General features: G+C 59.9%; 27 protein-coding genes and 1 pseudogene. 9 read left to right on the top strand and 19 right to left on the bottom strand.

From position 1 onward, the window contains the following. Positions 1-606, bottom strand: a complete 606-nt coding sequence (locus QO005_RS07105) for a YqgE/AlgH family protein (RefSeq protein ID WP_307157295.1) — start codon at positions 604-606, stop codon at positions 1-3. Positions 607-801: 195 nt separating this feature from the next. Here QO005_RS07105 and QO005_RS07100 point away from each other — a divergent pair, with 195 nt between their 5' ends. The 3 genes from QO005_RS07100 (at position 802) to QO005_RS07090 (ending at position 4,169) form a co-directional block, all read left to right on the top strand. Then, positions 802-1,635 carry a protein-disulfide reductase DsbD domain-containing protein gene (locus tag QO005_RS07100; protein WP_307157294.1) on the top strand — a complete coding sequence of 278 codons (834 nt, stop codon included), beginning with the start codon at positions 802-804 and terminating at the stop codon, positions 1,633-1,635. 39 nt (positions 1,636-1,674) lie between these two features. Continuing rightward, complete coding sequence (locus QO005_RS07095; RefSeq protein WP_307157293.1) at positions 1,675-2,160, top strand: peroxiredoxin; 486 nt, start codon at positions 1,675-1,677, stop codon at positions 2,158-2,160. Positions 2,161-2,228: 68 nt separating this feature from the next. Continuing rightward, positions 2,229-4,169 (top strand): O-linked N-acetylglucosamine transferase, SPINDLY family protein, encoded by a 1,941-nt coding sequence (locus QO005_RS07090; RefSeq protein ID WP_307157292.1) that lies wholly within the window; start codon positions 2,229-2,231, stop codon positions 4,167-4,169. Positions 4,170-4,246: 77 nt separating this feature from the next. Here the strand turns inward: QO005_RS07090 and QO005_RS07085 are convergent, their stop codons facing one another. The 13 genes from QO005_RS07085 to coxB all read right to left on the bottom strand — a co-directional run bounded on the left by QO005_RS07085 (position 4,247) and on the right by coxB (position 14,174). Further along, on the bottom strand, positions 4,247-4,570 hold the full coding sequence (locus QO005_RS07085; protein WP_307157291.1) for a Dabb family protein: 324 nt from the start codon (positions 4,568-4,570) through the stop codon (positions 4,247-4,249). 200 nt (positions 4,571-4,770) lie between these two features. Next, complete coding sequence (rnhA, locus tag QO005_RS07080; protein ID WP_307157290.1) at positions 4,771-5,220, bottom strand: ribonuclease HI; 450 nt, start codon at positions 5,218-5,220, stop codon at positions 4,771-4,773. Beyond that, on the bottom strand, positions 5,217-6,182 hold the full coding sequence (locus QO005_RS07075) for a homoserine kinase (RefSeq protein WP_307157289.1): 966 nt from the start codon (positions 6,180-6,182) through the stop codon (positions 5,217-5,219). The genes rnhA and QO005_RS07075 overlap by 4 nt, the downstream gene beginning before the upstream one ends. Positions 6,183-6,289: 107 nt before the next feature. Then, on the bottom strand, positions 6,290-7,294 hold the full coding sequence (gene ispH / locus QO005_RS07070) for a 4-hydroxy-3-methylbut-2-enyl diphosphate reductase (protein WP_307157288.1): 1,005 nt from the start codon (positions 7,292-7,294) through the stop codon (positions 6,290-6,292). Between the two features lie 2 nt (positions 7,295-7,296). After that, positions 7,297-7,656, bottom strand: coding sequence for a DUF1304 domain-containing protein (locus QO005_RS07065; protein WP_307157287.1), 360 nt, complete (start codon positions 7,654-7,656; stop codon positions 7,297-7,299). Positions 7,657-7,727: 71 nt separating this feature from the next. After that, the gene (locus QO005_RS07060) at positions 7,728-8,444 is read right to left on the bottom strand and encodes an SURF1 family protein (protein WP_307157285.1); all 717 of its coding nucleotides are present in this window, start codon (positions 8,442-8,444) and stop codon (positions 7,728-7,730) included. Positions 8,445-8,450: 6 nt separating this feature from the next. Then, positions 8,451-8,831, bottom strand: coding sequence for a DUF983 domain-containing protein (locus tag QO005_RS07055; protein WP_307157284.1), 381 nt, complete (start codon positions 8,829-8,831; stop codon positions 8,451-8,453). A gap of 60 nt (positions 8,832-8,891) precedes the next feature. Next, positions 8,892-9,770, bottom strand: coding sequence for a cytochrome c oxidase subunit 3 (locus QO005_RS07050; protein WP_307157283.1), 879 nt, complete (start codon positions 9,768-9,770; stop codon positions 8,892-8,894). A gap of 51 nt (positions 9,771-9,821) precedes the next feature. Further along, positions 9,822-10,421 carry a cytochrome c oxidase assembly protein gene (locus tag QO005_RS07045; protein WP_307157282.1) on the bottom strand — a complete coding sequence of 200 codons (600 nt, stop codon included), beginning with the start codon at positions 10,419-10,421 and terminating at the stop codon, positions 9,822-9,824. Positions 10,422-10,431: 10 nt separating this feature from the next. Then, positions 10,432-10,569, bottom strand: a complete 138-nt coding sequence (locus tag QO005_RS07040; RefSeq protein WP_503128568.1) for a cytochrome c oxidase system small membrane protein — start codon at positions 10,567-10,569, stop codon at positions 10,432-10,434. Continuing rightward, entirely contained in the window at positions 10,569-11,516 is a 948-nt protein-coding gene (locus tag QO005_RS07035; protein ID WP_307157281.1) for a heme o synthase, read from the bottom strand. Before QO005_RS07035 ends, QO005_RS07040 begins: the two co-directional genes overlap by 1 nt. Before the next feature lie 98 nt (positions 11,517-11,614). Continuing rightward, positions 11,615-13,279, bottom strand: a complete 1,665-nt coding sequence (ctaD, locus tag QO005_RS07030) for a cytochrome c oxidase subunit I (protein ID WP_307157280.1) — start codon at positions 13,277-13,279, stop codon at positions 11,615-11,617. Positions 13,280-13,292: 13 nt separating this feature from the next. After that, positions 13,293-14,174: a cytochrome c oxidase subunit II gene (gene coxB, locus QO005_RS07025; RefSeq protein WP_307157414.1), complete on the bottom strand. Its 882-nt coding sequence runs from the start codon at positions 14,172-14,174 to the stop codon at positions 13,293-13,295. 423 nt (positions 14,175-14,597) lie between these two features. Here coxB and QO005_RS07020 point away from each other — a divergent pair, with 423 nt between their 5' ends. The 4 genes from QO005_RS07020 (at position 14,598) to QO005_RS07005 (ending at position 18,010) form a co-directional block, all read left to right on the top strand. After that, on the top strand, positions 14,598-15,134 hold the full coding sequence (locus tag QO005_RS07020; protein ID WP_307157279.1) for an invasion associated locus B family protein: 537 nt from the start codon (positions 14,598-14,600) through the stop codon (positions 15,132-15,134). A gap of 347 nt (positions 15,135-15,481) precedes the next feature. Then, positions 15,482-16,897, top strand: a complete 1,416-nt coding sequence (tldD, locus tag QO005_RS07015; RefSeq protein WP_307157278.1) for a metalloprotease TldD — start codon at positions 15,482-15,484, stop codon at positions 16,895-16,897. After that, entirely contained in the window at positions 16,894-17,334 is a 441-nt protein-coding gene (locus tag QO005_RS07010; RefSeq protein ID WP_307157277.1) for a bleomycin resistance protein, read from the top strand. The genes tldD and QO005_RS07010 overlap by 4 nt, the downstream gene beginning before the upstream one ends. Beyond that, complete coding sequence (locus QO005_RS07005) at positions 17,324-18,010, top strand: HAD family hydrolase (RefSeq protein ID WP_307157276.1); 687 nt, start codon at positions 17,324-17,326, stop codon at positions 18,008-18,010. Before QO005_RS07010 ends, QO005_RS07005 begins: the two co-directional genes overlap by 11 nt. 115 nt (positions 18,011-18,125) lie before the next feature. Here QO005_RS07005 and QO005_RS07000 read toward each other — a convergent pair. From QO005_RS07000 to soxR, 4 genes and pseudogenes are all read right to left on the bottom strand, one after another. Beyond that, positions 18,126-18,544 (bottom strand): annotated as a pseudogene (locus tag QO005_RS07000) (nucleoside triphosphate pyrophosphohydrolase family protein). Positions 18,545-18,716: 172 nt separating this feature from the next. Continuing rightward, entirely contained in the window at positions 18,717-20,033 is a 1,317-nt protein-coding gene (locus QO005_RS06995) for a serine hydrolase (RefSeq protein ID WP_370878012.1), read from the bottom strand. Positions 20,034-20,168: 135 nt separating this feature from the next. Then, complete coding sequence (locus QO005_RS06990; RefSeq protein WP_307157275.1) at positions 20,169-20,318, bottom strand: hypothetical protein; 150 nt, start codon at positions 20,316-20,318, stop codon at positions 20,169-20,171. 77 nt (positions 20,319-20,395) lie between these two features. Further along, positions 20,396-20,851, bottom strand: coding sequence for a redox-sensitive transcriptional activator SoxR (soxR, locus tag QO005_RS06985; RefSeq protein WP_307157274.1), 456 nt, complete (start codon positions 20,849-20,851; stop codon positions 20,396-20,398). Positions 20,852-20,936: 85 nt separating this feature from the next. On the opposite strand from soxR, the gene QO005_RS06980 reads away from it, so the two are divergent. Both QO005_RS06980 and QO005_RS06975 read left to right on the top strand, forming a co-directional pair. Then, a complete protein-coding gene (locus QO005_RS06980; RefSeq protein ID WP_307157273.1) occupies positions 20,937-22,475 on the top strand; it encodes an MFS transporter in 1,539 nt (512 codons plus the stop codon). Positions 22,476-22,723: 248 nt separating this feature from the next. Continuing rightward, a complete protein-coding gene (locus QO005_RS06975) occupies positions 22,724-23,767 on the top strand; it encodes a polysaccharide deacetylase family protein (RefSeq protein ID WP_307157272.1) in 1,044 nt (347 codons plus the stop codon). 24 nt (positions 23,768-23,791) lie between these two features. Here the strand turns inward: QO005_RS06975 and pdxH are convergent, their stop codons facing one another. Next, positions 23,792-24,412 carry a pyridoxamine 5'-phosphate oxidase gene (gene pdxH / locus QO005_RS06970; protein WP_307157271.1) on the bottom strand — a complete coding sequence of 207 codons (621 nt, stop codon included), beginning with the start codon at positions 24,410-24,412 and terminating at the stop codon, positions 23,792-23,794. Between the last annotated feature and the right edge of the window lie 13 nt (positions 24,413-24,425).

Raw genomic sequence — 24,425 nt, 5'->3', positions numbered from 1 at the left:
TCAGGCATGCCCCGCTTCTGCCGAAAGCGTCGCGGGGCTGATGCCGATGAGGGCAAGGGCGCGTTCGTATTTTCCGTCCAGTGATCGGTCGAAGATCAGGTCTTCCGAAGCCGGGCAGTTGAGCCAGCCATTGCGGGCGATTTCCGCCTCCAGCTGACCCGGCCCCCATCCGGCATAGCCAAGCAGCATGGTGGCCTTGCGCGGCCCGCGCCCGTCGGAGATGGCGCGCACGATATCGAGCGTGGCGGTGAGCGAGATGTCGTCGCTGACGGGGATGGAACTGTCGCTCAGATAATCATCCGAATGCAGCACGAAACCGCGCCCGGTTTCCACCGGGCCGCCGCACTGGATGGGAAAATCCCGCGTTTCATGCGGCAGCATGATCGCGTCGTTCTGATCGATCAGGTTCAGATGCAGCAGGATATCGGCAAATTTCACCGGCTGTGACCGGTTGATGATGAAGCCCATGGCCCCTGCCGCGGAGTGAGCGCAGATATAGACCACGGCGCGCGAAAAATTGCCATCGCTCATGCCGGGCATGGCAATCAGAAACTGGCCATCCAGAAATCCGCGTTCACGATCAGGCTTCAGGGTCGAAAATGCCATGTTGCCTCCGTTGGGTTGGATTGCAAGGCCTGCCACTGGAAGCAGGCCGAAACATGCGACACACTCTTAAAATAACAATGTGGGGCATAGACCCACATCAATCAACCGAAAATGATGGCAGCGCCGAAAGCGTGATTGGCAGGTGGGTGCCCCCTCGCCTATATCGGCTGACGCACCTCTTTCAAACCGGTCCTCATGCATCGATTTTTTCTGGTCTGCCTTCTCAGCCTTCTTCCCGTAACGCATGTCCATGCCGCCAGTTCCAGCTGGGCGGTCAGCGAAGGCGGGCGCATGCGCCTCATCGTCCTGCCGCCGGACACAAACGGCCTTCGCCAGGCGGCCTTGCAGATCGAGCCCAATCCCGGCTGGTTCACCTACTGGCGCGAACCCGGCGATGCGGGCATTCCACCGCAGCTGACGCCCGCGCCCGGACAGCCGGTTACCATGTCCGATCTGACCTTTCCCGTGCCGAAACGCATGGATATCGGCACGGTTCGTGATGTCGGATACGATCTGCCCGTGACCTTTCCCTTCACCCTGACGGCACAAGGGGAGGCAAAAGCCTTTCGGGCCAATGCTTTTATCGGCATGTGCCGGAATATCTGCATTCCTTTTCAGGCAGACCTGACCGTGCCGCTGACCGGGGAAGACAGATCCGATCCCGGCGAGATCAGGGCGGTGGAAAAGGCAAAGAGCCGTCTGCCCGCGCCGCCGTCCGAAGATTTTACCGTTACGGGCTTTCGCATGGCTGCCGATCTTGCCAGCCTCGATGTCGATCTTCTGGTCCCGGCAGGATCGAAGCCGGAGCCTCGCCTGCTGCTGACCGGTCCGGAAGGTCATCTTTTCATGGAATACCAGCGCCTTTCCGGGGATGACCGGCATATGTCGCTCAGGATTGCCCTTGGCAAGCTGCCGAAGAACTACAGCCCCGCCGGCAAAACCTGGCGGTTGCTGGTGCTTGCGGGAAATCACCGGGCCATGGAAGCGCCGCTTGTGTTCGATCAGGCCCTGCCTATAGTGCAGCCCTGACGGTCGCGTCGCGACCTGATTTCAATGAGGAGAGCTTTCATGACCATTGCTGTCGGCGATCACCTTCCCCAGGCGAGTTTCAAGGAAAAAACGGCGGAAGGCCCCGTCGAAGTCACCACGGAGCAGCTGTTCAAGGGCAAGCGCGTCGTGGTTTTTGCCGTTCCCGGTGCCTTTACCCCCACCTGCACGCTGAACCACCTGCCCGGCTATCTGGAACATCGCGATGCGTTGCTGGCCAAGGGCGTGGACGCCATTGCCGTGATCGCCGTCAATGACTGGCACGTCATGGGCGCCTGGGCGCAGGCCAGCGGCGGTGCAGGCAAGATTCACTTCCTCGCCGATTGGGATGCAGGCTTCACCAAGGCCATCGGTCTCGACATCGATCTCTCCGCCGGTGGTCTCGGCGTGCGCTCAAAGCGCTACTCGATGCTGGTCGACGATGGCGTGGTGAAGAGCCTCGATATCGAGGAAAATCCCGGCCAGGCCACGGTTTCGTCTGCCGAAGCCATGCTGGCGCGGCTGTAATCCGCAGAGACAGGAAAGGCCGACAGCCTGGAGCAAGGCTGTCGGCCTAACCCTGCCGATGTCAAATCATGACCGGCAGGAATTTCGTGGCAGCACTTTTCAACCAGGCAAGGCAGGAATTTCTGCAAGGGGCTTATCAGCAAGCCCTCGCCACGGTTGACCGCGCCAGCGCCTGCGAAGGCGAAACGCCGGACGCCCTGATCCTCAGGGCCTCGATCCACGAACATCTCGGCGCCCATCTCGAAGCTGCCCGCTGCTATGAGGCCGCCATGGCGGCAAGACCGGACATGCGCCGCACCCTTGGCCTTCGTGCCGTTTCTCACTATTTCGAGGCCGGTGAGACGCGGCAGGCGCTGGATCTGCTCATCAGCCTCGACCGGCTGTTTCCGCGGAATATCGATATCGTTCATTCGATTTGCAGCCTCTACCGTGAGGCGGGCGATTATTCGCGTGCGCTTCCCTTTGCCTTAACGCTGGCCGAAATCGGCAAGAGCTTCGACAATTGGATGAATGCCGGCATGGTGCTGATCGGCCTCGACAGGCTGGAGGACGCCATGCCGTTGGTGGCCGCAGCCTTTGGCGCGCGCCCCGAGGACCGGTTGGTCCTGACGGAATATTTCTGGTGCGCGCTGGGTCTCTGCGACTTCCCTCTGGCGGAAGACCTGCAGGCGCGGCTTGAGGCAGCTTACGCCACCGACGGCGAAAAACTGGATATCCGCGAAACCGTATTTCGCTCGCTGCAATGGAGCGGTGACGAAGCCTATCACGTGCTGAGCGCCATCAATACTGCCCGGCAGCGGGTCGGCGCCTTCGCGGCGCGGCGCCCCTATCGGCCGAAGCCGAACCGGCGTTTGCGGATCGGCTATCTTTCCTCAGATTTTCATGAGCACGCGACACTGGCCTTGTTTGCCGGCGTGCTGGAAGCGCATGACCGAAGCCAGTTTGAGGTTTTCGGCATTTGCCACACCCGGACCAAGGACCGGAACGGGCCGCTAAACTGTTTTAACGTGTTTCCGGACGGAAAACCGGTTCCCACTTTTCCTGGAAACACTCTAAGAGATCGCTTTCTGAACGCCGTGGACCATTTCGTCGATATTCTCGACCTTGATGACGATGCCGCAGCCCGCACCATTGCAGCGCTTGATCTCGACATCCTCATCGATCTCAAGGGCTTTACCCATAATAACCGGCTGGGCATTTTCTGCCGCAGACCTGCCCCGATACAGGTCACCTATCTCGGCTTTCCGGGCAGTGTGGCGGGGGTGGGCATTGATTACGCCATCACCGACGCCACTGTAACGCCGCCCAGCGCCCAAGCCTTCTATGCGGAAAAGCTTTTTACCCTACCGCACAGCTATCAGGCCAATGATGACAAGCGGCTGGTGGTCGAGCGCGACGGTCCGCGCAGCCGCTTCGGGCTGCCGGATGAGGGCATCGTCTTCTGTTCCTTCAACCAGCCGGTCAAGATCCGTGGCGCGGTGTTTCGCACCTGGATGGACGTGCTGAAAGCCGTGCCGGGCTCCGTGCTCTGGCTGATCGACATGCCAGCCATGGCAAAGGCCAATCTCGGCCGCGCAGCCAGCCTTGCAGGCGTTCAGCCCGAACGGCTGATCTTTGCGCCGAAACTACCGCTCGACCAGCATCTGCAGCGGCTTTGCCATGCCGATCTGGCTTTGGATACCGGGCCTTACAACGGCCACACCACCACGGCGGATGCGCTGTGGGCGGCGGTGCCGGTCGTCACCTGGAAAGGCACAAGCTTTGCTGGCCGGGTTTCACAAAGCCTGTTGCAGGCTGTCGGCCTGCCGCAGCTTGTTGCCGAGGATTTACAAGGGTTTGGCCGCCTGGCGGCCGAACTGGCGCAGGATGGGAACCGCCTTTCCCACCTGCGCCAGCATCTGATTGCCGCACGGAAAACCGCGCCGCTGTTCGACACAGCGCGCTTCACCCGGGATTTCGAGGCGACGCTGAAGGCCATTGCCGCGGATGCAGCGTTACAGTCTTCATAGAGCATAATTCGACCGGCGTGAAACGAGGATCGATAAAATTATGCTTCACACATAAAATGTTAGAGCGCTGATCTGATTCAATCAGATCGGCGCTCTAATTCCAGTTCGAAAAGCAGCACGCCGGAGAGGCCGCCATCGGTAGAGGCGACAATCGTATCGCCAATCACCAGATAATCCGGATGCTTGAGAAACTGGTCACGCGCCGCGCGTGTGGCAAAGGTGATGATGAAGCCATCGCGAAAGCCGCCATCCAGCCCCTCATTCGACATATTCGGACCCGCCTTCACATCGTCCATGCCGGGAATATCGGCCTGCAAGGCTCGGACGGCATCGTAGAGCGCCTGTTTCTCCGCCTCCTGCACCGCCGCCTTGAAACGGATCAGAACCGTGTGAAGGATCATGCGATCTCCTTTGTATGAGAGCATTTCCAGAAAAAGTGGAATCCGATTTTCCGTCCGGACATGCGTAAAAACAAGCATTTACAGCGCCGTGCGCCATAAATGGCGCACAAAGGTTCGCTGCAACACTTTAAATCTACTGCATAATTTTATCCTTCAATCGATTCCGATTGAAGGATAAAATTATGCAGTAGAACAATGCTCTAGATGCGGTTGCCCTTCTTGAACGGCTCCATGCCGCGGCGCGCCAGTTCATCGGCGCGTTCGTTTTCGGGATGTCCGGCATGGCCCTTCACCCAATGCAGCGTGACCTTATGCCGGTTTCGAGCCTCTTCCAGCTGCTGCCACAGTTCGGCATTTTTCACCGGTTTCTTGTCGGCGGTTTTCCAGCCGTTTTTCTTCCAGCCGAAAATCCACTTGCTGATACCGTCTTTCACATAGGCACTGTCGGTGTAAAGATCTACCTCGCAAGCCTCCTTCAGGGCGCCCAGCGCCTGGATGGCTGCCATCAGTTCCATGCGGTTGTTGGTGGTCTCGGCCTCGCCGCCGAACAGTTCCCGCTCCTTCTCGCCGTAGCGCAGAATAGCGCCCCAGCCGCCCGGACCGGGATTGCCCGAGCAGGCGCCGTCGGTGAAAATCTCGATATGCTTCATACAAACAATCCGTAATCCGCCGCCGACTGCGCCTTGGCGTGGAAGCGCAGCTTGCGCAGATATTCCAGCGGGTCCTTCTTGACGACGAGGGCCCCGGCCGGTGTCGTCAGCCAGTCGTAAAGCCGGGTGAGGAAAAAGCGCAGCGCCGCCCCCCGCGCCAGAAGCGGCAGGGCAGCCAGTTCCTCATCCGACAGGGGCCGCACCGCGACATAGCCCTCGATCATCGCCTTGCCTTTGGTGAGGTTATAGCTGCCGTCTTTTTCAAAGCACCAGGCATTGAGGGAAATGGCGAGATCATAGGCGAGGAAATCATTGCAGGCGAAATAGAAATCGATCAGGCCTGAAAGCGCATCGCCGATAAAGAAGACATTGTCCGGGAAAAGATCGGCATGGATGACGCCAGCAGGCAAGGACTCTGGCCAGCTCCGTGCCAGGAGCTCCAGTTCGCCGGAGATCTCCTCGGAAAGCCCGGGCTGTACCTCGTCCGCGCGATCCTTCGCCTTGGCCCAGAGCGCCTGCCATCCCGGAACCGAGAGCGCATTGGGCCGGGCAAGGGCAAAACCCTCTGCCTTCAGATGCATTTCCGCGAGCGCTCGGCCCACCGCACCGCAATGATTGGCCTCGGGCTTGCGCAGCCACATGCCCTCCAGAAAGGAAATCAGCGCCGCTGGACGGCCCGACAATTCCCCCAGCAAAGCGCCGTCCCGGCGCGGCAAGGGCAGCGGGCAGTTCAGCCCGCGATCAGCCAGATGATGCATCAGGCCTAAGAAAAACGGCAGATCCGTCTTTTCCACCCGCTTTTCATAGAGCGTGAGAATAAGCGCGCCTTTGGTGGTATGCAGCAGGAAGTTGGAATTTTCCACGCCCTCGGCAATGCCTTTGAACGAGAGAAGGTCGCCCGTCTCGTACTGCGCCAGAAAGGCTTTCAGGTCCACTTCGTTGATGTCGGTATAGACTGCCACTGCTTGCGCCCGGATGCTGTTGTTTGCCAATCCGGCTGTTTTAGAGCGCTCACACCGGAAGTACCAGCCCCAGCCAAGGGCGAGGCACAGCTTTGTCGCTTGAAGCCTCAGCCGTTGACGAAGGCCATGTCCTGCTGGGTCAGTTCCACCTCGCGCAATTCCCGGTTCACCAGGAAATTCTCGTTCTCGATGGTGAATTCCGCCAGTTCGATGGTGGCATCGAAGCGGGATTTGAACGCTTCGATGATTTCATTGACCACCACCTCCGGCGCCGAGGCACCGGCGGAGAGGCCAAGCGTGCGGATCGGACCGATCTCGTCCCAATCCAGCTCCGAGGCGCGCTGCACCAGGATGGAGCGCTGCGCACCGGCCTTGAGGGCCACTTCCACCAGCCGCTTCGAATTCGAGGAATTGGGCGCCCCGACGGTCACGAAAAGATCGCAGCCGGGCGCTGCCTGCTTCACTGCTTCCTGCCGGTTGGTGGTGGCATAACAGATGCTGTCCGCCGCAGGTGCGGTGAGATTGGGAAAGCGCTCCATGAGCTTGTCGATGACGCCAGCCGTGTCATCGACCGAAAGCGTGGTCTGGGTGACATAGCCGAGGTTATCCGGATTTTCCGGCTGGTAGCGCGCCGCATCCTCCACCGTCTCGATCAGCGAAACGCTGCCTTCCGGCAATTGCCCCATCGTGCCGATCACCTCCGGATGACCGGCGTGACCGATGAGGATGACATGTCGGCCAAGCCGCTGGTGGCGCATGGCCTGCTTGTGCACTTTCGACACCAGCGGACAGGTGGCGTCGAGATAGAAAAGATTGCGGGTGCGGGCATCTTCCGGCACGGATTTCGGCACGCCATGGGCGGAAAACACCACGGGCTGGCTGCGATGCTCCGCCGGGATCTCATCGAGTTCCTCGACAAAGATCGCTCCCTTGGCCTGCAGACCTTCCACCACATAGCGATTATGCACGATTTCATGGCGCACATAGACCGGTGCGCCATAGGCCTTCAGCGCCAGCACCACGATCTGGATCGCCCGGTCCACCCCGGCGCAAAAGCCGCGTGGACCGCAAAGGCGGATCGTCAAGGGTATCTTTGCGCTGAGGCTATCCATGGTCATCCTGTCAAGAGCACGCTGAAAAGGGCAAGGGCCGCGGGCGCCGCCTGGATGAACAGGATGCGCCGCGACACGGTCTTTGCCCCATATAGGCCAGCGATGATCACTGCGCCAAGAAAAAACAGCTTGAGTTGATAGGCAAAGGCCGGATCGGGATGCAGCACCGACCAGAAAAGCCCCGCCGCGAGAAAACCGTTATAAAGGCCCTGATTGGCCGCCATGACCCGGGTTATCTCGGCCTTTTCCAGGCTCATGCGGAAGGCCTTGCGGCCCACGGGCCGGGTCCAGAGAAACATCTCCAGCACCAGAATATAGACATGCTCCAGCGCCACCAGAGCAACCAGCAGATTGGCAACCATATTTTCCCCTTTTTACGAGCCCCCATGCCCGCGCCTCAAATTAGCAGATTGAAAATGAAGTAAAATCTTTGTCAGCGTTTTCTTCTTAAAAAAGCCAATCCCGAAACAACCGCAAGCGTTGCGGCGAGCCCGTACCACGTCAAGGCGTATTGCAGGTGGTTGTTGGGCAGATCAATCTCCGTCACGCCGCCAACTGGCAGACCGCCCGGCACGGGCTCAGGCCCTGCATCCAGGAAAAACGGCAGGACCTTCTCCTGTGGCAGGCCGGTGCTGGCGGCCATGGCATCGAGATCCTTCCAATAAAAAATATTCTTGACCGGATCATTATCCGGCACCAGAGAAGACGGCCTGCCTGCCAGCCGCGCGCGGGCAAGACCGGTGATGCGCTGTTCGCCCAGCAATTGCCCCCCCATGCGGGTGGCCGGGTCTTTCTTCTCCGCAGGCACGAAACCGCGATTGACGAAGAGAAACGTCCCATCCGAAAGCTGGAGCGGCGTATAGACATGATAACCCGGCACGCCATCGCGCGTGGCCAGAAAATGCCGCTCCTTGTCGTTCAAAAACGTCCCCGTCGCGGTCATCGCCTTGTAATCGATCTCCGCGCCTGAACCGACCTCGGCGGCAATCTCCTCAGATGTTTCGGGCGGCTGGTGGCGGCGCTCCTCAATGGCGGCGAGCAGGCTTTCCTTCCAGGCGAGGCGATGCATCTGCCAGTTTCCGAGACCAATAAGCACGGCAATGGCGGCAAGCGTCAGGACGATGGTGAACGCCAGCTTGAAACGGCGCATGCGTCTCTAGCTCCGGTCAATCGTGCCGGGCCGGGCATGGTTGCGGTATTGCAGCGCAATCAGCAACGCCTTGATGGTGCGCAGCAGCCAGAGCGACAGGAGAATGGCAAGCGGGCCGAAGATAAAGAAATGCACCCAAAGACCGGGCGAATAGGTGATCTCTGTGTAAAGCGCGAGACCCACCACCACGAAATCGGCAATAAGAATGACGAAAATCGGCGCGCCATCACCCGGATCGACTGTGGTGTAATCAAGCCCGCAGACCTCGCAGGCGGGCTTCAATTCGCTCAGGCCCTTGAACAGCCTACCTCGGCCACAGCGCGGGCAGCAGGCGGACAAGGCAACCCGCTGAGGCTCCACGGGCGGATACCGGTTTTCGTCGCTCATGGCAGGCCTCCTTGCAAAAACCGGGGCGGCTGCTGACAGCCGCTCCCGGATATCCTCGGCTTATTCCACGGCGAGCGGCGCGCCCCAGCCACCCCAGATATAGATGGAGAAGAACAGGAACAGCCAGACCACGTCCACGAAGTGCCAGTACCAGGCCGCCGCCTCGAAACCAAAATGCTGCTTGGGGGTGAAATCCCCCTTCAGCGCCCTGAGCAGGCAGACGATCAGGAAGATGGTGCCGACGAGAACGTGGAAGCCGTGGAAGCCCGTGGCCATGAAGAAAGTGGCGCCGTAGATTGAGCTTTTGAACTCGAAGGGCGCATGCGCATATTCATAGCCCTGCACGAAGGAGAACAGGATGCCAAGCGCAACCGTCAGCGACAGGCCGGAAATCAGGCCCTTGCGGTCATTATGCAGCAGGGCGTGGTGCGCCCAGGTTACGCAGGTGCCGGACAGGAGCAGGATGACGGTATTGTAAAGCGGCAGGTGCCAGGGATCGAGCACTTCGACGCCCTTTGGCGGCCATTGCCCGCCAGTGAACTCCACCCGTGAGGCCTGAATGGCTTCATGCGGAAAGAGGCTGGCATCGAAGAAGGCCCAGAACCAGGCAACGAAGAACATCACCTCGGAGGCGATGAACATGATCATGCCGTAGCGCAGATGCAGCGACACAACGCGGGTGTGGGCGCCCTGATGCGCTTCCTTGATCGTATCGGCCCACCAGCCGATCATCGTGAAGAGAATGATGGCAAGCCCGATGAAGAACAGCCACGGATGCGCCAGTTCCATGCCGAACAGCTTGAACGAGCCGCCATGCAGATACCGCATGTAGCCCACGCCGCCAAAGGTGATGATGAAGGCGCCGACGGAGGCCAGGATCGGCCAGGGGCTGGGGTCGATGATGTGGTAGTCGTGTTGTTTCTGATGCGCATCTGCCATGTCAGCAATTCCCCAATTAAACCTCTCCGGAGCCCGGCATGCCGGGCCTGCTCACAATTTCGGCTTCGTCTGGCCTGCATCCTCCGGCAGGCCCGCAACCGGCTTTTCCCCGCCATGCGGATAGAAGGTGTAGGACAACGTAATCGTCCCGATATTTTTCGTCTCTTCCTGCTTCACGATGTCCGGATCTACATAGAACACCACAGGCATCTCCAGGGTTTCACCCGGCTGCAAAACGGTCTCATTGAAGCAGAAACACTGGATCTTGTTGAAGTAGACCGCTGCTTCCATGGGTGTGACGTTAAACACCGCCTGCCCCTTAGTCGGGTAGGGCGAACGGTTCGTCGCCTGATACTTGATCTCAACGGTTTCGCCGATACGCGGATTGACGGAGGCCTGCATGGGCTTGAAATCCCAGTTCAGGCCCGTCGACATATTGGCATCGAAAGTGACGTTGATCTTGCGATCCAGCACCACATCGGAGGCCTGCTCCACCCGCTGTGTCGTGCCGTTATAGCCGGTCAACTGGCAGTAGAGGCGATAGAAGGGTACGGCGGCAAAGCTCATGCCGACAGCAGCGCCGACAAAAGCCAGACAAGCCAGCGCGACCGTCCAGTCCTTCGATTTTCTCCGCTCTCCTCCCGCTGCCATGGTCTTCTCCCTAATGTCCCATGCCGCTGATCTTGACCAGGGTCATCACATAAAACAGGACGACCAGGCCGGCGAGCACAAGGCCCAGCGCGATATTGCGGCTGCGCCTCGATTTTTTCTGTGCCTCGGTGGGCTTGACGGTTTCGATCATGCCATGCCCCACAGGGTCTGGGCGTAATGATCGACCAGCAAGGCCGAGAAGATCGCGAAGAGATAAAAGATGGAATAGGCAAACAGCTTGCGCGCCGGAGCCATGCGCTCATCACCGTCGCGCATGCGCAACACCAGCACGGCATAGGCAACGAAGGCCAGACTGAAAAGCCCGGCAGCCAGACCGTACCAGAGGGATGCAAGCCCGGTGGCGGCAGGCGCGATCGAACAGAGCGCAGTAAGCGCCGCATAAACGAAAATCTGCTTCTTTGTGACCGGAATACCCGCGACATTCGGCATCATCGGCACGCCGACGGAGCCGTAATCCTGCATCTTGAACAGCGCCAGCGCCCAGAAATGCGCAGGGGTCCAGAGAAAGATGATGAGGAAGAGAATGATGCTGTCCAGCGACACTCCGCCCGTGACGCAGGCCCAGCCGATCATCGGCGGGAATGCACCCGACGCGCCGCCAATGACGATATTCTGCGGCGTCGAGCGTTTCAGCCACATGGTATAGACGACAGCATAGAAGAAAATAGTGAAGGCCAGAAAAGCGGCGGCGAACCAGTTGACCGTCAGCCCGAGAATGGCGACCGAAAACACCGAAAGCGTGATGCCGAAGGCCAGCGCCTCATCCGGCTTCACGCGCCCTGCGGGAATGGGACGCGAGGCTGTGCGCGTCATCACCGCGTCGATATCGGCGTCATACCACATGTTCAGCGCACCGGAGGCCCCTGCCCCCACGGCGATACAGAGAATGGCAATGGCGCCCAGGACCGGATTGATATGGCCGGGCGCCAGAACGAGACCGGCGAAGGCGGTAAAGACCACGAGCGACATGACACGCGGCTTGAGCAGCGCGAAGAAATCCCGCGCCCCTGCCTCGGAAAGGCCGGTACCGCCCTGAAGGCTGCCGATGGTTTCGCTGTTGTCTATGACTGCCATTTCCTGACCCTGACGGAAGCGACCCGAGCAGGGCTTGCTTCCTTTTCTTGTTGCCCCTGCCGCAGGCAGAACCTGCGGCAGGGGAAGATGTTAAAGACTTACTTGATACGCGGGAGCTGTTCCCACTGGTGGTAAGGCGGCGGCGAAGACAGCTGCCATTCCAGCGTCGTTGCACCTTCACCCCACGGATTATCGCCAGCCACCCGCTTGCGGGCAAAGGCTTCGAACACGCCGAACAGGAAGATCAGCACGCCCACTGCGGCAATGTAGGAGCCGTAGGAGGAAATGCGGTTCCAATCCGCGAAAGCGTCCGGATAATCGATGTAGCGGCGCGGCATGCCGGCGAGACCCAGGAAGTGCTGCGGGAAGAAGACCATGTTCACACCAACGAACATGACCCAGAAATGCAGCTTTCCGATGAACTCGTTATACATGTAGCCCGACATTTTCGGGAACCAGTAATACCAGCCCGCGAAGATGGCGAAGACGGCGCCGAGCGACAGCACGTAGTGGAAGTGTGCGACCACATAATAGGTGTCATGCAGCGAACGGTCGAGACCGGCATTGGCAAGCTGCACGCCCGTGACACCACCCACCGTGAACAGGAATATGAAGCCGATGGCCCAGACCATGGGCGTGCGGAAGCTGAGCGAGCCGCCCCACATGGTGGCGATCCACGAAAAGATCTTCACGCCCGTCGGAACGGCGATGACCATTGTGGCGAACACGAAGTAGCGCTGCGCGGCCAGCGACAGGCCGACCGTGTACATGTGGTGCGCCCAGACCACGAAGCCCACCGCACCGATGGCGACCATGGCATAGGCCATGCCGAGATAGCCGAAGACCGGCTTTCTGGAGAAGGTGGAAACGATGTGGCTGATGATGCCGAAGCCCGGCAGGATCAGGATGTAGACTTCCGGGTGACCGAAGAACCAGAACAGGTGCTGGTAGAGGATCGGATCACCGCCGCCTTCCGGTGCGAAGAAAGTGGTGCCGAAGTTACGGTCGGTCAGCAGCATGGTGATGCCGCCCGCCAGAACCGGCAGCGACAGCAGCAACAGGAAGGCCGTGACCAGAACAGCCCAGGCGAACAGCGGCATCTTGTGCAGCGTCATGCCGGGGGCGCGCATGTTGAGGATGGTCGTGATGAAGTTGATCGCCCCCAGAATGGAAGAGGCACCGGACACATGCAGCGCGAAGATCGCCAGATCCACGGCCGGTCCCGGCTGGCCCGAAGTGGCCAGAGGCGGATACATGGTCCAGCCGCCGCCGACACCATAAGCGCCTGCCGGACCTTCCACGAACATGGACAGCAACAGCAGCAGGAAGGCCGGCACGATCAGCCAGAAGGAGATGTTGTTGAGGCGCGGGAACGCCATGTCCGGCGCGCCGATCATGATCGGGATCATCCAGTTGGCGAAACCGCCGATCAGGGCCGGCATGACCATGAAGAAGATCATGATCAACGCATGCGCGGTGGTGAACACATTATACATGTGCTTGCCGCCATCGATGGCGGCATCACCTTCGAAACCATAGACCATGGCGGCGAGGCCGTGGAAAATCTGAATGCCCGGCTCCTGCAACTCCATGCGCATGGCCACCGACAGCGCGCCGCCGATAATGCCTGCGATGATTGCGAAGATCAGGTAGAGCGTACCGATATCCTTGTGGTTCGTGGAAAAGAACCAGCGGGAAACGAAGCTCGGCTTGTGGTCATGATGGGCGTGAGCCCCATGGGTATCTGCGACAGGTCCTGCCATTGTCCTCACTCCCTCACTTCGTCACGTTCTCTGCGAGAACGGCGCTCTTGGCCGGAGCGTCGGTCTGAGCCATCAGCGCCTTGTTGGCGGCGCCGAGATCCGCACCGGCAGCCGTCAACCAGCTGTTGTATTTGTCATCCGAAACCACCCGGATGGCGATCGGCATGAAGGCGTGGTCCTTGCCGCAAAGCTCCGAGCACTGGCCATAGAACAGGCCTTCGCGGTCGGCGCGGAACCAGGTTTCGTTGAGACGGCCCGGCACGGCATCGATCTTCACGCCGAAGGACGGCATGGCGAAGGAGTGGATGACATCGGTGGGCGCGGCAGTGACCAGCAGACGCACGGTCTTGCCGACCGGGATGACCATTTCATTGTCCACGGCCAGAAGGCGCGGATAGATCTTGTGGTCTTCCTTGCCCGCGCTGGCACGATCCTGGTCCTTCAGCAGATAGCTGTCGAAGGCCACGGGCTTCGGCGCGCCCTGATATTCGTAATTCCACTGCCATTGCGTGGCGGTGGCCTTCACCGTCAGGTCCGGCTTGTCCGGCACGACAAGCTCGTAGGTCAGCAGGTTGAAGGAGGGAATGGCAATGAAGAACAGCACCAGAACCGGCCCGACCGTCCAGACCACCTCGATCAGCGTGTTGTGACTGGTGCGCGAAGGCACCGGATTGGCGCTGGCGCGGAACCGCACCACGACGATGATCAGGAGCGCCAGCACGAACAGCGTGATCGGCACTATGAACCAAAGCGTATAATGATTGAACCAGCGCACCTGCTCCATGACCGGTGTCGCATGCGGCTGAAGATCGATCTGCCATTCGGCGGGCTGATCCGCCAGCGCGGTGGTGGCGGCGAAGAGACAGAGCGCGGCTGCGGTGATCCCTCCGGCCAGTGTCTTCCATAGTCTTTCTATCACGATTGCCTCTCCCTCCAGCGCTTGATCCAAATCAACGGACCGCGCACAATCACTGATATGATCCTAATTTAAAATCACAATTCTGCCTTCTTCGCAACAACGCGAACCCCTTCTTCCATGCGGCATTTTGCGCATCATCAATCCCTCACAGAACTTTTTTGGGCCGCCCGCAGATTTTCAGGGACTGGCACCCGGGCGAATCGAGGGGCATGAAGGCGGTCCCCTTCGTCAGTCCCAATTATGCCTCACTCCGCTGAAAAAGAGGAATGATGTTTTTACCGGTCTTGCCATGCCGCCATTTTTCTTTATGCGCCTCTCGACGGACGGCGTGATAAAGACTTTTCACCGGCGGCACCGGGCTTAACAATGGGCCGATTGATTCGAATTCCAGAGGGTTTCATGGTTTTCCAAAATGTGTTGCGCGCTGGCAGGGTGGCAGCGGGGTTGGCCGGGATCGCGGCGACGCTGATGGCCGCGCCGTCCGCTTTCGCTCAACAACAGCAGGCGGGCACCGTTCGTTCCAATCATGGTGCCTGGTCCATCATCTGCGACACGCCAGCCGGAACCGCGCAGGAACAATGCGCCCTGATGCAGAACGTGATTGCCGAGGACCGGCCTGAAGTCAGCCTGTCCGTCGTCGTGCTGAAAACGGCAGACCGCAAGGCCAAGGTGCTGCGCGTGCTGGCGCCTCTCGGCGTGCTCCTGAAGGACGGCATGGAATTCTTCGTCGACAATAATAATGTCGGGCGTGCCTATTTCACCCGCTGCTTTGCCGAGGGCTGCTATGTCGAGGTGGAAATCGACGATCAGTTGATGAAAATTCTCAGGTCCGGCAAAAGTGCGGTGTTTGCGGTGCGCGAATCCTCCGATCAGGATCGCGTCGGCATTCCGGTGGAGCTGAACGGCTTTGGCGAGGGCTATGACGCTCTGCCTTAGGGTGTGTGGACATTCGGCTTTGGGCGTGGCGAAAACGGTGATTTGCGAGACCCGGAGCTTAAGTCGTACTTAGGTACATGAGCCTAGGTAAGCGCAGGAAATTGCCGTTTGCAGCCCGCTCAAGGGCGAATGTCCACACACCCTAATACGAAGAGTTATCAAAGATGCCTCTTCGTATTTTCTTTTCGAATATCTCAAGCCTCTGACGCAGTTGAGATATTCGAAATCGTTTCAAGGCGAGGATGCGTTAGCATTTTCGAGCCTTGGCGTAAGCCGTTTCATGGTTGCTCTTGTCCCGTCCGCCTGCTCCGACTACATGGGCTAGAGTGTAGAAAGAGGATCTGCTGATGACCACCGACCTTGTGAGCCTGTTTGATTGTGACGAGCGCGCGCTGACGCAGGCGGTGGAAAAGGCGCTTTCCGGCGCGGATGACGGTGAGCTTTACATCGAGCATGCCCAGGCGGAGTCCCTGTCCTTCGACAATGGCCGCCTGAAAGGCGGCAGCTTCAACACGGATCAGGGCTTTGGGCTTCGCGCCGTTGCAGGCGAAGCGGTGGGCTATGCGCATGCCGGTGAGCTCTCGCTTGCGGCACTCACCCGTGCTGCCGATGCGGTGGGCGCGGTGACACATGGCTATTCCGGCTCCTATGCCAGCGCCCCGCAGCGCACAAATGCCAGGCTTTATGGCGACGAAAACCCGATCGGCAGCCCTACTTTCGAGGAAAAGGTCAAGCTGCTGACCGAAATCGACGCCTATCTGCGCGACAAGGACCCAAAGGTGCGGCAGGTGACGGCCTCGATTGCCGCAAGCTGGCAGGTGGTTGAAATCCTGAGGGCGGATGGGCACCGGGTGCGCGACATTCGCCCGATGACACGGCTGAATATTTCCGTGGTGGCCGGCCAGGGCGAGCGGCAGGAAAGCGGTTCCTTCGGCTTTGGGGGCCGCATGAGCTTTGCTGACTTCCTGAGCGACGACAGCTGGCACAAGGGTGCTGATGACGCCTTGCGACAGGCGCTGGTCAATCTGGAGGCCATCGAAGCCCCTGCCGGCACTATGGATGTGGTGCTGGGCAATGGCTGGCCGGGCGTCATGCTGCATGAGGCGGTGGGGCACGGTCTGGAAGGCGATTTCAACCGAAAGAAAACCTCCGCCTTTGCCGGATTGATGGGTGAAATGGTCGCCGCCCCCGGTGTTACTGTGGTGGATGACGGCACGATTGGCAACCGGCGCGGCTCGATCACCGTAGACGATGAAGGCACCCCTTCCGCCTATAATGTGCTGATCGAAAACGGGCGTCTCGTCGGCTACATGCAGGACCGGCAGAATGCCCGGCTGATGGGCATGAAGGCAACCGGCAATGGCCGCCGCCAGGGCTATGCGCACCAGCCCATGCCGCGCATGACCAATACTTACATGCTGTCTGGCGACAAGACGCCGGAAGAGATTATTTCCTCGGTGAAAAAAGGCATTTACGCCGTATCCTTCGGCGGTGGTCAGGTGGACATCACCTCGGGCAAGTTCGTGTTCGGCTGCACCGAAGCCTATATGATCGAGGATGGAAAGATCGGAGCGCCGGTCAAGGGGGCGATGCTGATTGGCAATGGCCCGGACGCCATGCAGCGCATCACCATGATCGGCAATGACTCCAAGCTCGATACGGGCATCGGCAATTGCGGCAAGGCTGGCCAGTGGGTGCCGGTGGGCGTGGGACAGCCGCATCTGCGGATGAACGAGATCACCGTGGGCGGCACCCGGACGTGAGGGCAAAAGAGTTTTCCGGCAATGCGCTCGTGCCGGAACTCGGCGTCACTGACTGGGCGGCTTCCCGCTGGTTCTATGTCGAGGTTCTGGGGTTTTCCGTGGTCTATGAGCGCCCCGAAGAAGGCTTTAGCTATCTCGCGTTTGGCGAAACGCAGTTGATGATCGACCAGATCGGTATCGGCCGCGACCTTACCGATGCGACCAGACCGCTCACCCCGCCGCTGGGCAGAGGCATGAACCTGCAGATCCGCACGGATGGGCTGGAGCCGATTTTAGCGGCATTGCAGAAATCCTCGATACCACTCTATCTGCCCGTAGAGGAAAAGTGGTACAGGCGGGATGACCACCAGATAGGCCAGAGACAATGCGTTATCGCCGATCCGGATGGCTATCTGCTGCGATTTTTTGAAGATATTGGCCGGTCTCATGATGCATAGTCTTCCCCGCCCGCCCAAGGCCGTCATTTTCGATATGGACGGGCTTATCCTCGACAGCGAGATTCTCTATCGAAAATCGGTGATATCGGCAGGGGAGGCTTCGGGGCTTCCGGTAGGCCCCAGTATTTACGAAGGCATGCTGGGGCGCCCATGGCCCGGTATCGTCACGCTTCTGAAGGATCATTTCGGTGCGGATTTCGATGCGGACGCCTTTCGGTCCGTATGGCTCGCGCATTTCGATGCGCTGATCGAACAGGAGCTCAAGCTGAAGGCGGGGGTGACGGATCTTCTGGATGTTCTGGACGCGCATGGCATTCCGCGCGCTATCTGCACCTCCTCGGCCCATGGCCAGGTCCAGCATCATCTTTCGGACTTCGGCATTCTGCCACGCTTTCACGCCATCATTGCCCAGGGCGATTACGCCCGTGGCAAGCCCGCACCGGACCCCTATCTGACCGCCGCAGCCAGGCTCGGTGTCGATCCGGCTCATTGTCTGGCGCTGGAGGATTCCCATAACGGCATTCGCTCCGCCGCCAGTGCCGGAATGATGGCGGTGATGGTGCCCGACATGCTGCCAGCCACGGATGAGATCGCCGCCCTGTGTGCGGCCGTCATCGATGACCTTCACGCCTGCTGCCGGTTTTTCCCCGGCTTTGCTCTTGAGCAGAGCCGCTGAAACCGATCTTCCGCCTTTTGCAGTGGGGTAGAGCATTGTCCCGAGAAAAGTGTCGTTGCGGTTTTCCGTCCGGAAATGCGTAAAAACAAAAGCGTAGAGCACGTCGATCAAGAGCTTACAGCCGATCATAGGTCTGTGGATCAAAATACCATTTTCGAGCGATGGCGGCCCCGAGATCGAGATCGTGGTGGCGGGCAAACAGTAGGATGTGACCGAGGAGATCTGCCGTTTCATCGGCCAGCAACTGTTTCAACTCCATCTCGCTCATGCCTTTGCTGCGGCTGCGGCCACTACAGCGCCGTGCGCCATACATGGCGCACAAAGGTTCGCTGTAGCGCTTCAAATCTGCTGCATAATTCCTTAAATCGATTCCGATTTAAGGAATTATGCAGTGAGCCTGTTGGCTACCTGCAGCACCTCCCCTGACTCCTCTGCCAGTTTCAAGAGAAACCAATCCGGATCACGGGCAATTCCATTCGCATTCGCATAAAGGGATGAGGCCTTTTCGAAGGCCTCCGTCAAATCTTGCAGCATGTCAGCGTCCTAAATGTTCATCTTTTGTTCTTGACTTGATGCCATGTTTGGCGCAGATTGTCGATCAGAAAATGAAAGCGGTCGTGGATATGCATGAGAAGAAAATTGAGGCTTCTCATGAAAAACGGGTCCCGAAGGACCCGTTTTAGGGGAAACGAGCGGTAGGAGAAGATCAACCGCGTGCGGGCATCAGCACGCAATCATAGCTGCTTTTCACAAGCTTGTCGCAGGCGCTCTGGGCATCGTCCTTGGAGGGAAAGCCGGTGAAGCGGGCGCGGTAGATGGTGGTGCCATCATGGGTAACGGCTTCTGTGTAGATGTCGCGGTCGATCAGCGGGCCACCGATCTTGTCGCGCACGGTTTGCAGCAGGCTCATCGCTTCTTCGGCACTGGGAGCGGCAGCGATCTGGATCTGCCAGGTGCCATCGCGACGCAGCGGAATGGGCTTGACCGGACGCGGACGTGCACCGGAAATCATCGCTTCGGTGGCCGCAGCGGCGCTGTTGACATTGCCTTCCGCGTAGGCGGCGCCGTAACGCGAGCCCGGGACCGGCGCAGGCGGCACTGCATTGGCGGAAATCACATCGTCCACGGTGATCTTGCGCTCGCGATCGCTGGGCGTGGGGATGGAACCGGTGGCTTCGGCGGTCAGGAGTGGCCGGCCCGGTACGGCGCTGGCGATCAGGGCATTGCCGGTGGAGGCTTTGGTGATGTTTTTGGTGATGAGCTGCGCCATGATGTTGTCGCGGCTGGCGGCAGTGCGGCCACCCATGACGACGCCGATCACGCGGCGGCTGCCATCGGAAACGGCGCTGACGAGGTTATAGCCGGAAGCATTGGTATAGCCGGTCTTGATGCCGTCCATGCCCTTGTAGCGGTACATCAGATTGTTATGACCATTGATGGTGCGGCCGCGGAAGGCGAAATTGCGGGTGGAAAACAGCTGGTATTCGCGCGGGAAATCCCGCAGCAGCGCCACGGCCAGCGCCGACATGTCACGCGCGGTGGTAATCTGGCGGTCATCCGGCAGGCCGGAGGCGTTGACGAAGGTGGTGTTGGGCATGCCGAGCTGGCGCGCCTTGGCGGTCATCATCGCCGCAAAATTTTCTTCCGTACCGCCGATCTTTTCGGCCATGGCGGTGGCGGCATCATTGGCGGAGAGAACGATCATGCCCAGAACGGCTTCGCGAACGGTGATCGAATCACCTGGCTTGACGCGCAGCTTGGTCGGCGGGCGGGCGGAGGCATATTTGGAAAATTCGACCGGGCTGTCCCAGGAGAGCTTGCCACGGCGCAGGGCGTCGAAGGTGAGATAAAGCGTCATCATCTTGGTGAGCGACGCCGGATGGTTCAACGCATCGGGGTTTTCCGATGCCAGAACCCGGCCCGTGCGGGCATCGAGAAGAAGCTGGGCACTGCCGGCAAAGGCTTCGGTTGCAGCCATGCTCATCATCATGAAACAGGACAGAGCGACCAGAATCCTGTTCATTCGGCCTCCAAACGGAATCTTACGCAATTTCAACTGACTGACCTCGAAACATCCCCCACCCGGCGCGGGCGCGACAGGTGACTAGCCTCAAAATGGGGCAACAATCGTTCAATGCCTTCATCTTGCCCAATATCATTAACGAAAGGTTGCCCAATTGTGGCAAACCTGTGGATTATCATGGACAGCACCGCTCTTCACGAAACTGTCAGGACGAGAAACGCCACCCGCCCATTCCACGCGTGCATTAGAGACCAGCGTGATCGCCTTGGCCTTGAGATACATCATTGTGCCCTCCTTTCCTTGCGCGAAAACGGCGTGGCAACTTTTCAGCGCACAACTCAAGCCCCTTGCAGCAACAGGTTTTATCCTTCCACCGGCTTCAACTCCGACCGCTCCAGCAACACCGCGCCCGGTCCTTCCGCCGCCAATGTGTCCTGCGGGTTGAACAGGGCGCAATGCTCCATGGAGAGACATCCGCAGCCAATGCAGCCATCCAGATCATCCCGCAGTTTTTGCAGTGCGGCAATGCGTTTGTCCAGACTTGAACGCCAGGTGAGGCCAATGGAGCGCCAATCCCCGCGGCTTGGCACCTGTCCGGCGGGAAGCGCCGCCAGCAGGCCACCCACTTCGGCCAGCGGAATTCCCAATTGCAGCGCCGCCCGGATGATGGCCACCCGGCGCAGCACATCACGGGCAAAGCGCCGCTGGTTCCCGTTGGTGCGGTGGGAGCGGATCAATCCCTTGCGCTCATAGAAATGCAGGGCGGAAACGGCCACACCGCTGCGGCGGGCCACCTCGCCCACGGAAAGATCAGGCATCGCATTTTTCCTCTTTACCTCAACTTAAGTTGAGGTTGTAGCGTCCCGATCATGGTTCGAACAGTCATGCGAGAGGGGAATTTTTATGGAGAAGCAGGATCTTGACCGAAGAGACGTCATCAGGGCGCTGCATCGGCGATCCGTCGCTGTGCGCAAACAGCAACGCCTTTCTTTTGGTGTGTCAGCAAGCCCGGACCGGCGGCAAAATCTGAGCGAGGCGGAAGACACAGGCGGCCTGCTGGATGTGCGCTTTCGATTGACCACGATCACACTGTGCCTTGGCGTTGCTCTTTATGCTTTCAATGCCTTTCTCGTCGGCACGGCCCTGCCCTCGGCCGTGGATGCCCTGGGCGGGGCGCGGCTTCTGCCCTGGGCCAGCACGCTTTATCTGGCCGCCTCCATCGTCACCGGTGCGGGAGCGGCTTCGCTGAAGGCCCGGCTGGGTGCCCGTCCGGCGCTCATCGCCGCATCCCTGCTGTTTGGAGGGGGCACGCTGCTGGCCGCTTCTGCCGGGACCATGGGCATGATCATCGCCGGACGCATCCTTCAAGGCGGGGGCGAAGGGGCGGTCGCGGCCCTCTGCTACATGCTGATCCCGCAAATCTACCCGCAGCGGCTGATCGCCAAAGTGTTTGCCGCCGAAGCCGCCGCCTGGGCAGTGTGCGCCTTTGCGGGACCGGCGCTCGCCGGACTGGTGACGGAGATCTGGTCCTGGCGGGCGGCCTTTCTGATCAATATGCCGGTGCTTGCCCTCTTCCTGTTGCTGGTGCTGGCTCTGCCGCTGCGGCAGGAGGGAGCAAGGCAGGCCACGGCCATCATGACGGGCTTGGCGATGGGGCGCTTTACCCTGCTGCTCTTTGCCTTCGTTCTGCTGCTGGCGGCGAATGTCACGCCGCTTGCACTGTCACGCGCAGCCATGGTGGGCCTTTCCCTTCTCTGCCTCTGGCTGTTTATCCGGATCGATGCCGTGTCGCTCGACAGCATCTTTCCGAAGAGCAGCCGGAGCCGCGAGGGCGGCGCCTTGCGTGCAGGCTTGTGGGCCGTGCTGCTGATGCCGCTCGCGCAGGCTGCCTTCTCCATCTATGGCGTCTACGCCCTGCAACATCTATGGGGTTTCAAGCCGCTTGCGGCGGGAGCGATCGGCGCGCTCTCGGCTGTCGCCTGGAGCGTGACGGCCATGACGATCTCCTCCGTGACGCCCGCTGTGAAACCTCGCTGCCTGCAGCTGGGCGTGAGCCTGGAAGTGCTGGGGCTGGGGCTCGGCATGCTGGCGCTGATCGTGCAAAACCTGCCGCTTTTTGCCGCCGCGCTGACGGTGACGGGGGCTGGTTTCGGTTTGAGCTGGGCCTTTCTCAGCGAAATCCTCATGGCGATCACCCCGCAGCAGGAACGCGACAAGACCTCCGGCCTGCTGCCCACCCTGCAATCGGCAGGCTATGCCCTGGGTGGCGCGGTAGCAGGACTGGTGGCGAATGGCAGCGGCTTCACCGATCACGCCGCGCCGGCGAAACTTGTCCATGCCCTTGGCGCCACCTTCCTGGTGAGCTTCGTGATCGCCTTGGGCGCTCTGGCCGCCATGGTGCTGCTCGTGAAAATTGTCAGCGCTGAGACACCGGAAAATTGACAGTTTTCAAGAGAAACGGCAGACGGCGGTCGGCGCCGCCTGCTTTCCGACAACATTGAAGACGGAATTTTCCCCGCCAATTCAATGGACTACTAAAATATCTCATCCTGCTGCCGGATTCATCATGTTAGCGCCTGCATATGACATTTAAGCAGGGAAGACAGGTCTTTACCGATCACGGGGGCTTGACATTGAGCCGAGCCTGAGAGTGATTGGACAGGAAGGCAAGGAGCGAGAAACGGATACTCATGCGGCTGAAGCATATGCTGATCGCACGCGCGCTGGAAACGGCATTGGCGCTGCAAAGGCTGAAGGTGATGACGGCCGCGCGCGGGCGTGGGATCATTTTCACGCTGCATCAGGTGCGTGCCTATGACACGCCGGCACCGGATCCGAACCGGCATCTGGAAATTTCACCGCGTTTTCTGGATTCGGCCCTTCGGGCGCTGTGGCGGGATGGATATCGCTTCGTGCGGCTGGAGGATGTTCCGGCCCTGCTGAGCACGCCCTCCGACGGACGGCCCTTTGCCGCCTTTACCCTCGATGACGGCTATCGCAACAGCCAGACGGTCGCGCTGCCGGTGTTCGAGCGCTTCGATGCGCCGGTGACGCTGTTCGTGTGCAAGGGCTTTACCGAGCGGACCCATACGATGTGGTGGGAAACGCTGGCGGAACTGCTGCGCAAGGTGGAGCGGCTGGAATTCCCGCTGGGCGGACGCCTGCAGACCATACCCACTGTGACACCGGCGCAGAAGGAGCGCGCGTTCCGGCAGATTGCCCGCGATCTTTCCAGCCGCCGCGAGGCAGAGGCCATCACCGCATTGAACACGCTGGCGCTTGCCCATGGTCTCGATGCAGCCAAAGCCCTCGACCGGGCGATGATGACCGCTGAGGAACTGAAGACCTTTGCCGGTCATCCGCTGGTGAGCCTCGGAGCCCATGGCGTCAGCCATCGCGGCCTGACATTTCTGGATGACGCCAGCCTCACCCAGGAACTTGCCGACAGCGCCGCCTATGTGGAAGGCCTAACCGGCAAGCGCCCGGAAAGCTTTGCCTATCCCTATGGCGATGGCCGCAGCGTCGATGCCCGCACGGCGAGACTGGTGGCAGAAGCCGGTTTCAAGCTGGCCGTGACCACCCGCCCCGGCACCTTGCAGGAAAGCCATGGCAGCAGCCTGCTGGAACTGCCGCGCGTCTCGCTCAACGGTCATTTCCAGAACCCGGCCTATGTCTCGGCGCTGGCCTCCGGCATTCCCTTTGCCCTGGCGCGCCCGATGCTTTCGGGCGCGTGAGATCAAATTCGCCTTGAAACCTTGTCAGGGATAGAGGCGCAGCTTTTCCCACGGCGCATCCGGGGTTTCGCGCATGAACTCGATGCGGTCATGCAGGCGGAATTTGCGGTCGTGCCAGAATTCGATGCTGACCGGCTTCAGCCGGAAACCCGACCAATGCGGCGGACGCGGCACATCGCCGAGCGCAAATCGGGCGGTATATTCCGCCACCGCCTTTTCCAATGCAAAGCGGCTTTCCAGCGGGCGGGACTGTTTCGAGGCCCAGGCGCCAATGCGGCTTCCCAGCGGCCGCGAGCGGTAATAGGCATCGGCCTCCTCGTCGCTGACCACTTCCACCTCGCCGCGCAACCGCACCTGACGGCGCAACGATTTCCAGTGAAAGCACATCGCCGCTTTCCTTTGCGACAGAATCTCCCTACCCTTGCGGCTCTCGAAATTCGTATAGAAGACAAAGCCGCGTTGATCGAACTCCTTCAAAAGCACCATGCGCACATTGGGAAGACCGGTCTCATCCACCGTTGCTACCGCGACTGCATTGGGATCATTGATCTCGCTGGTTGTCGCATCCTGCAGCCATGACGCAAAAAGAGCAAAAGGATCGTCGCTTTCAGAGAAGTCACCGGTTGTTAACTGATTTTCGGACATATTGAATTAAAAG

Source organism: Allorhizobium paknamense, assembly GCF_030815125.1.
Lineage (GTDB): Bacteria > Pseudomonadota > Alphaproteobacteria > Rhizobiales > Rhizobiaceae > Allorhizobium > Allorhizobium paknamense.
The sequence above is the reverse complement of the archived record's forward strand: the minus strand, read 5'-3'. Positions and strand labels throughout refer to the sequence as shown.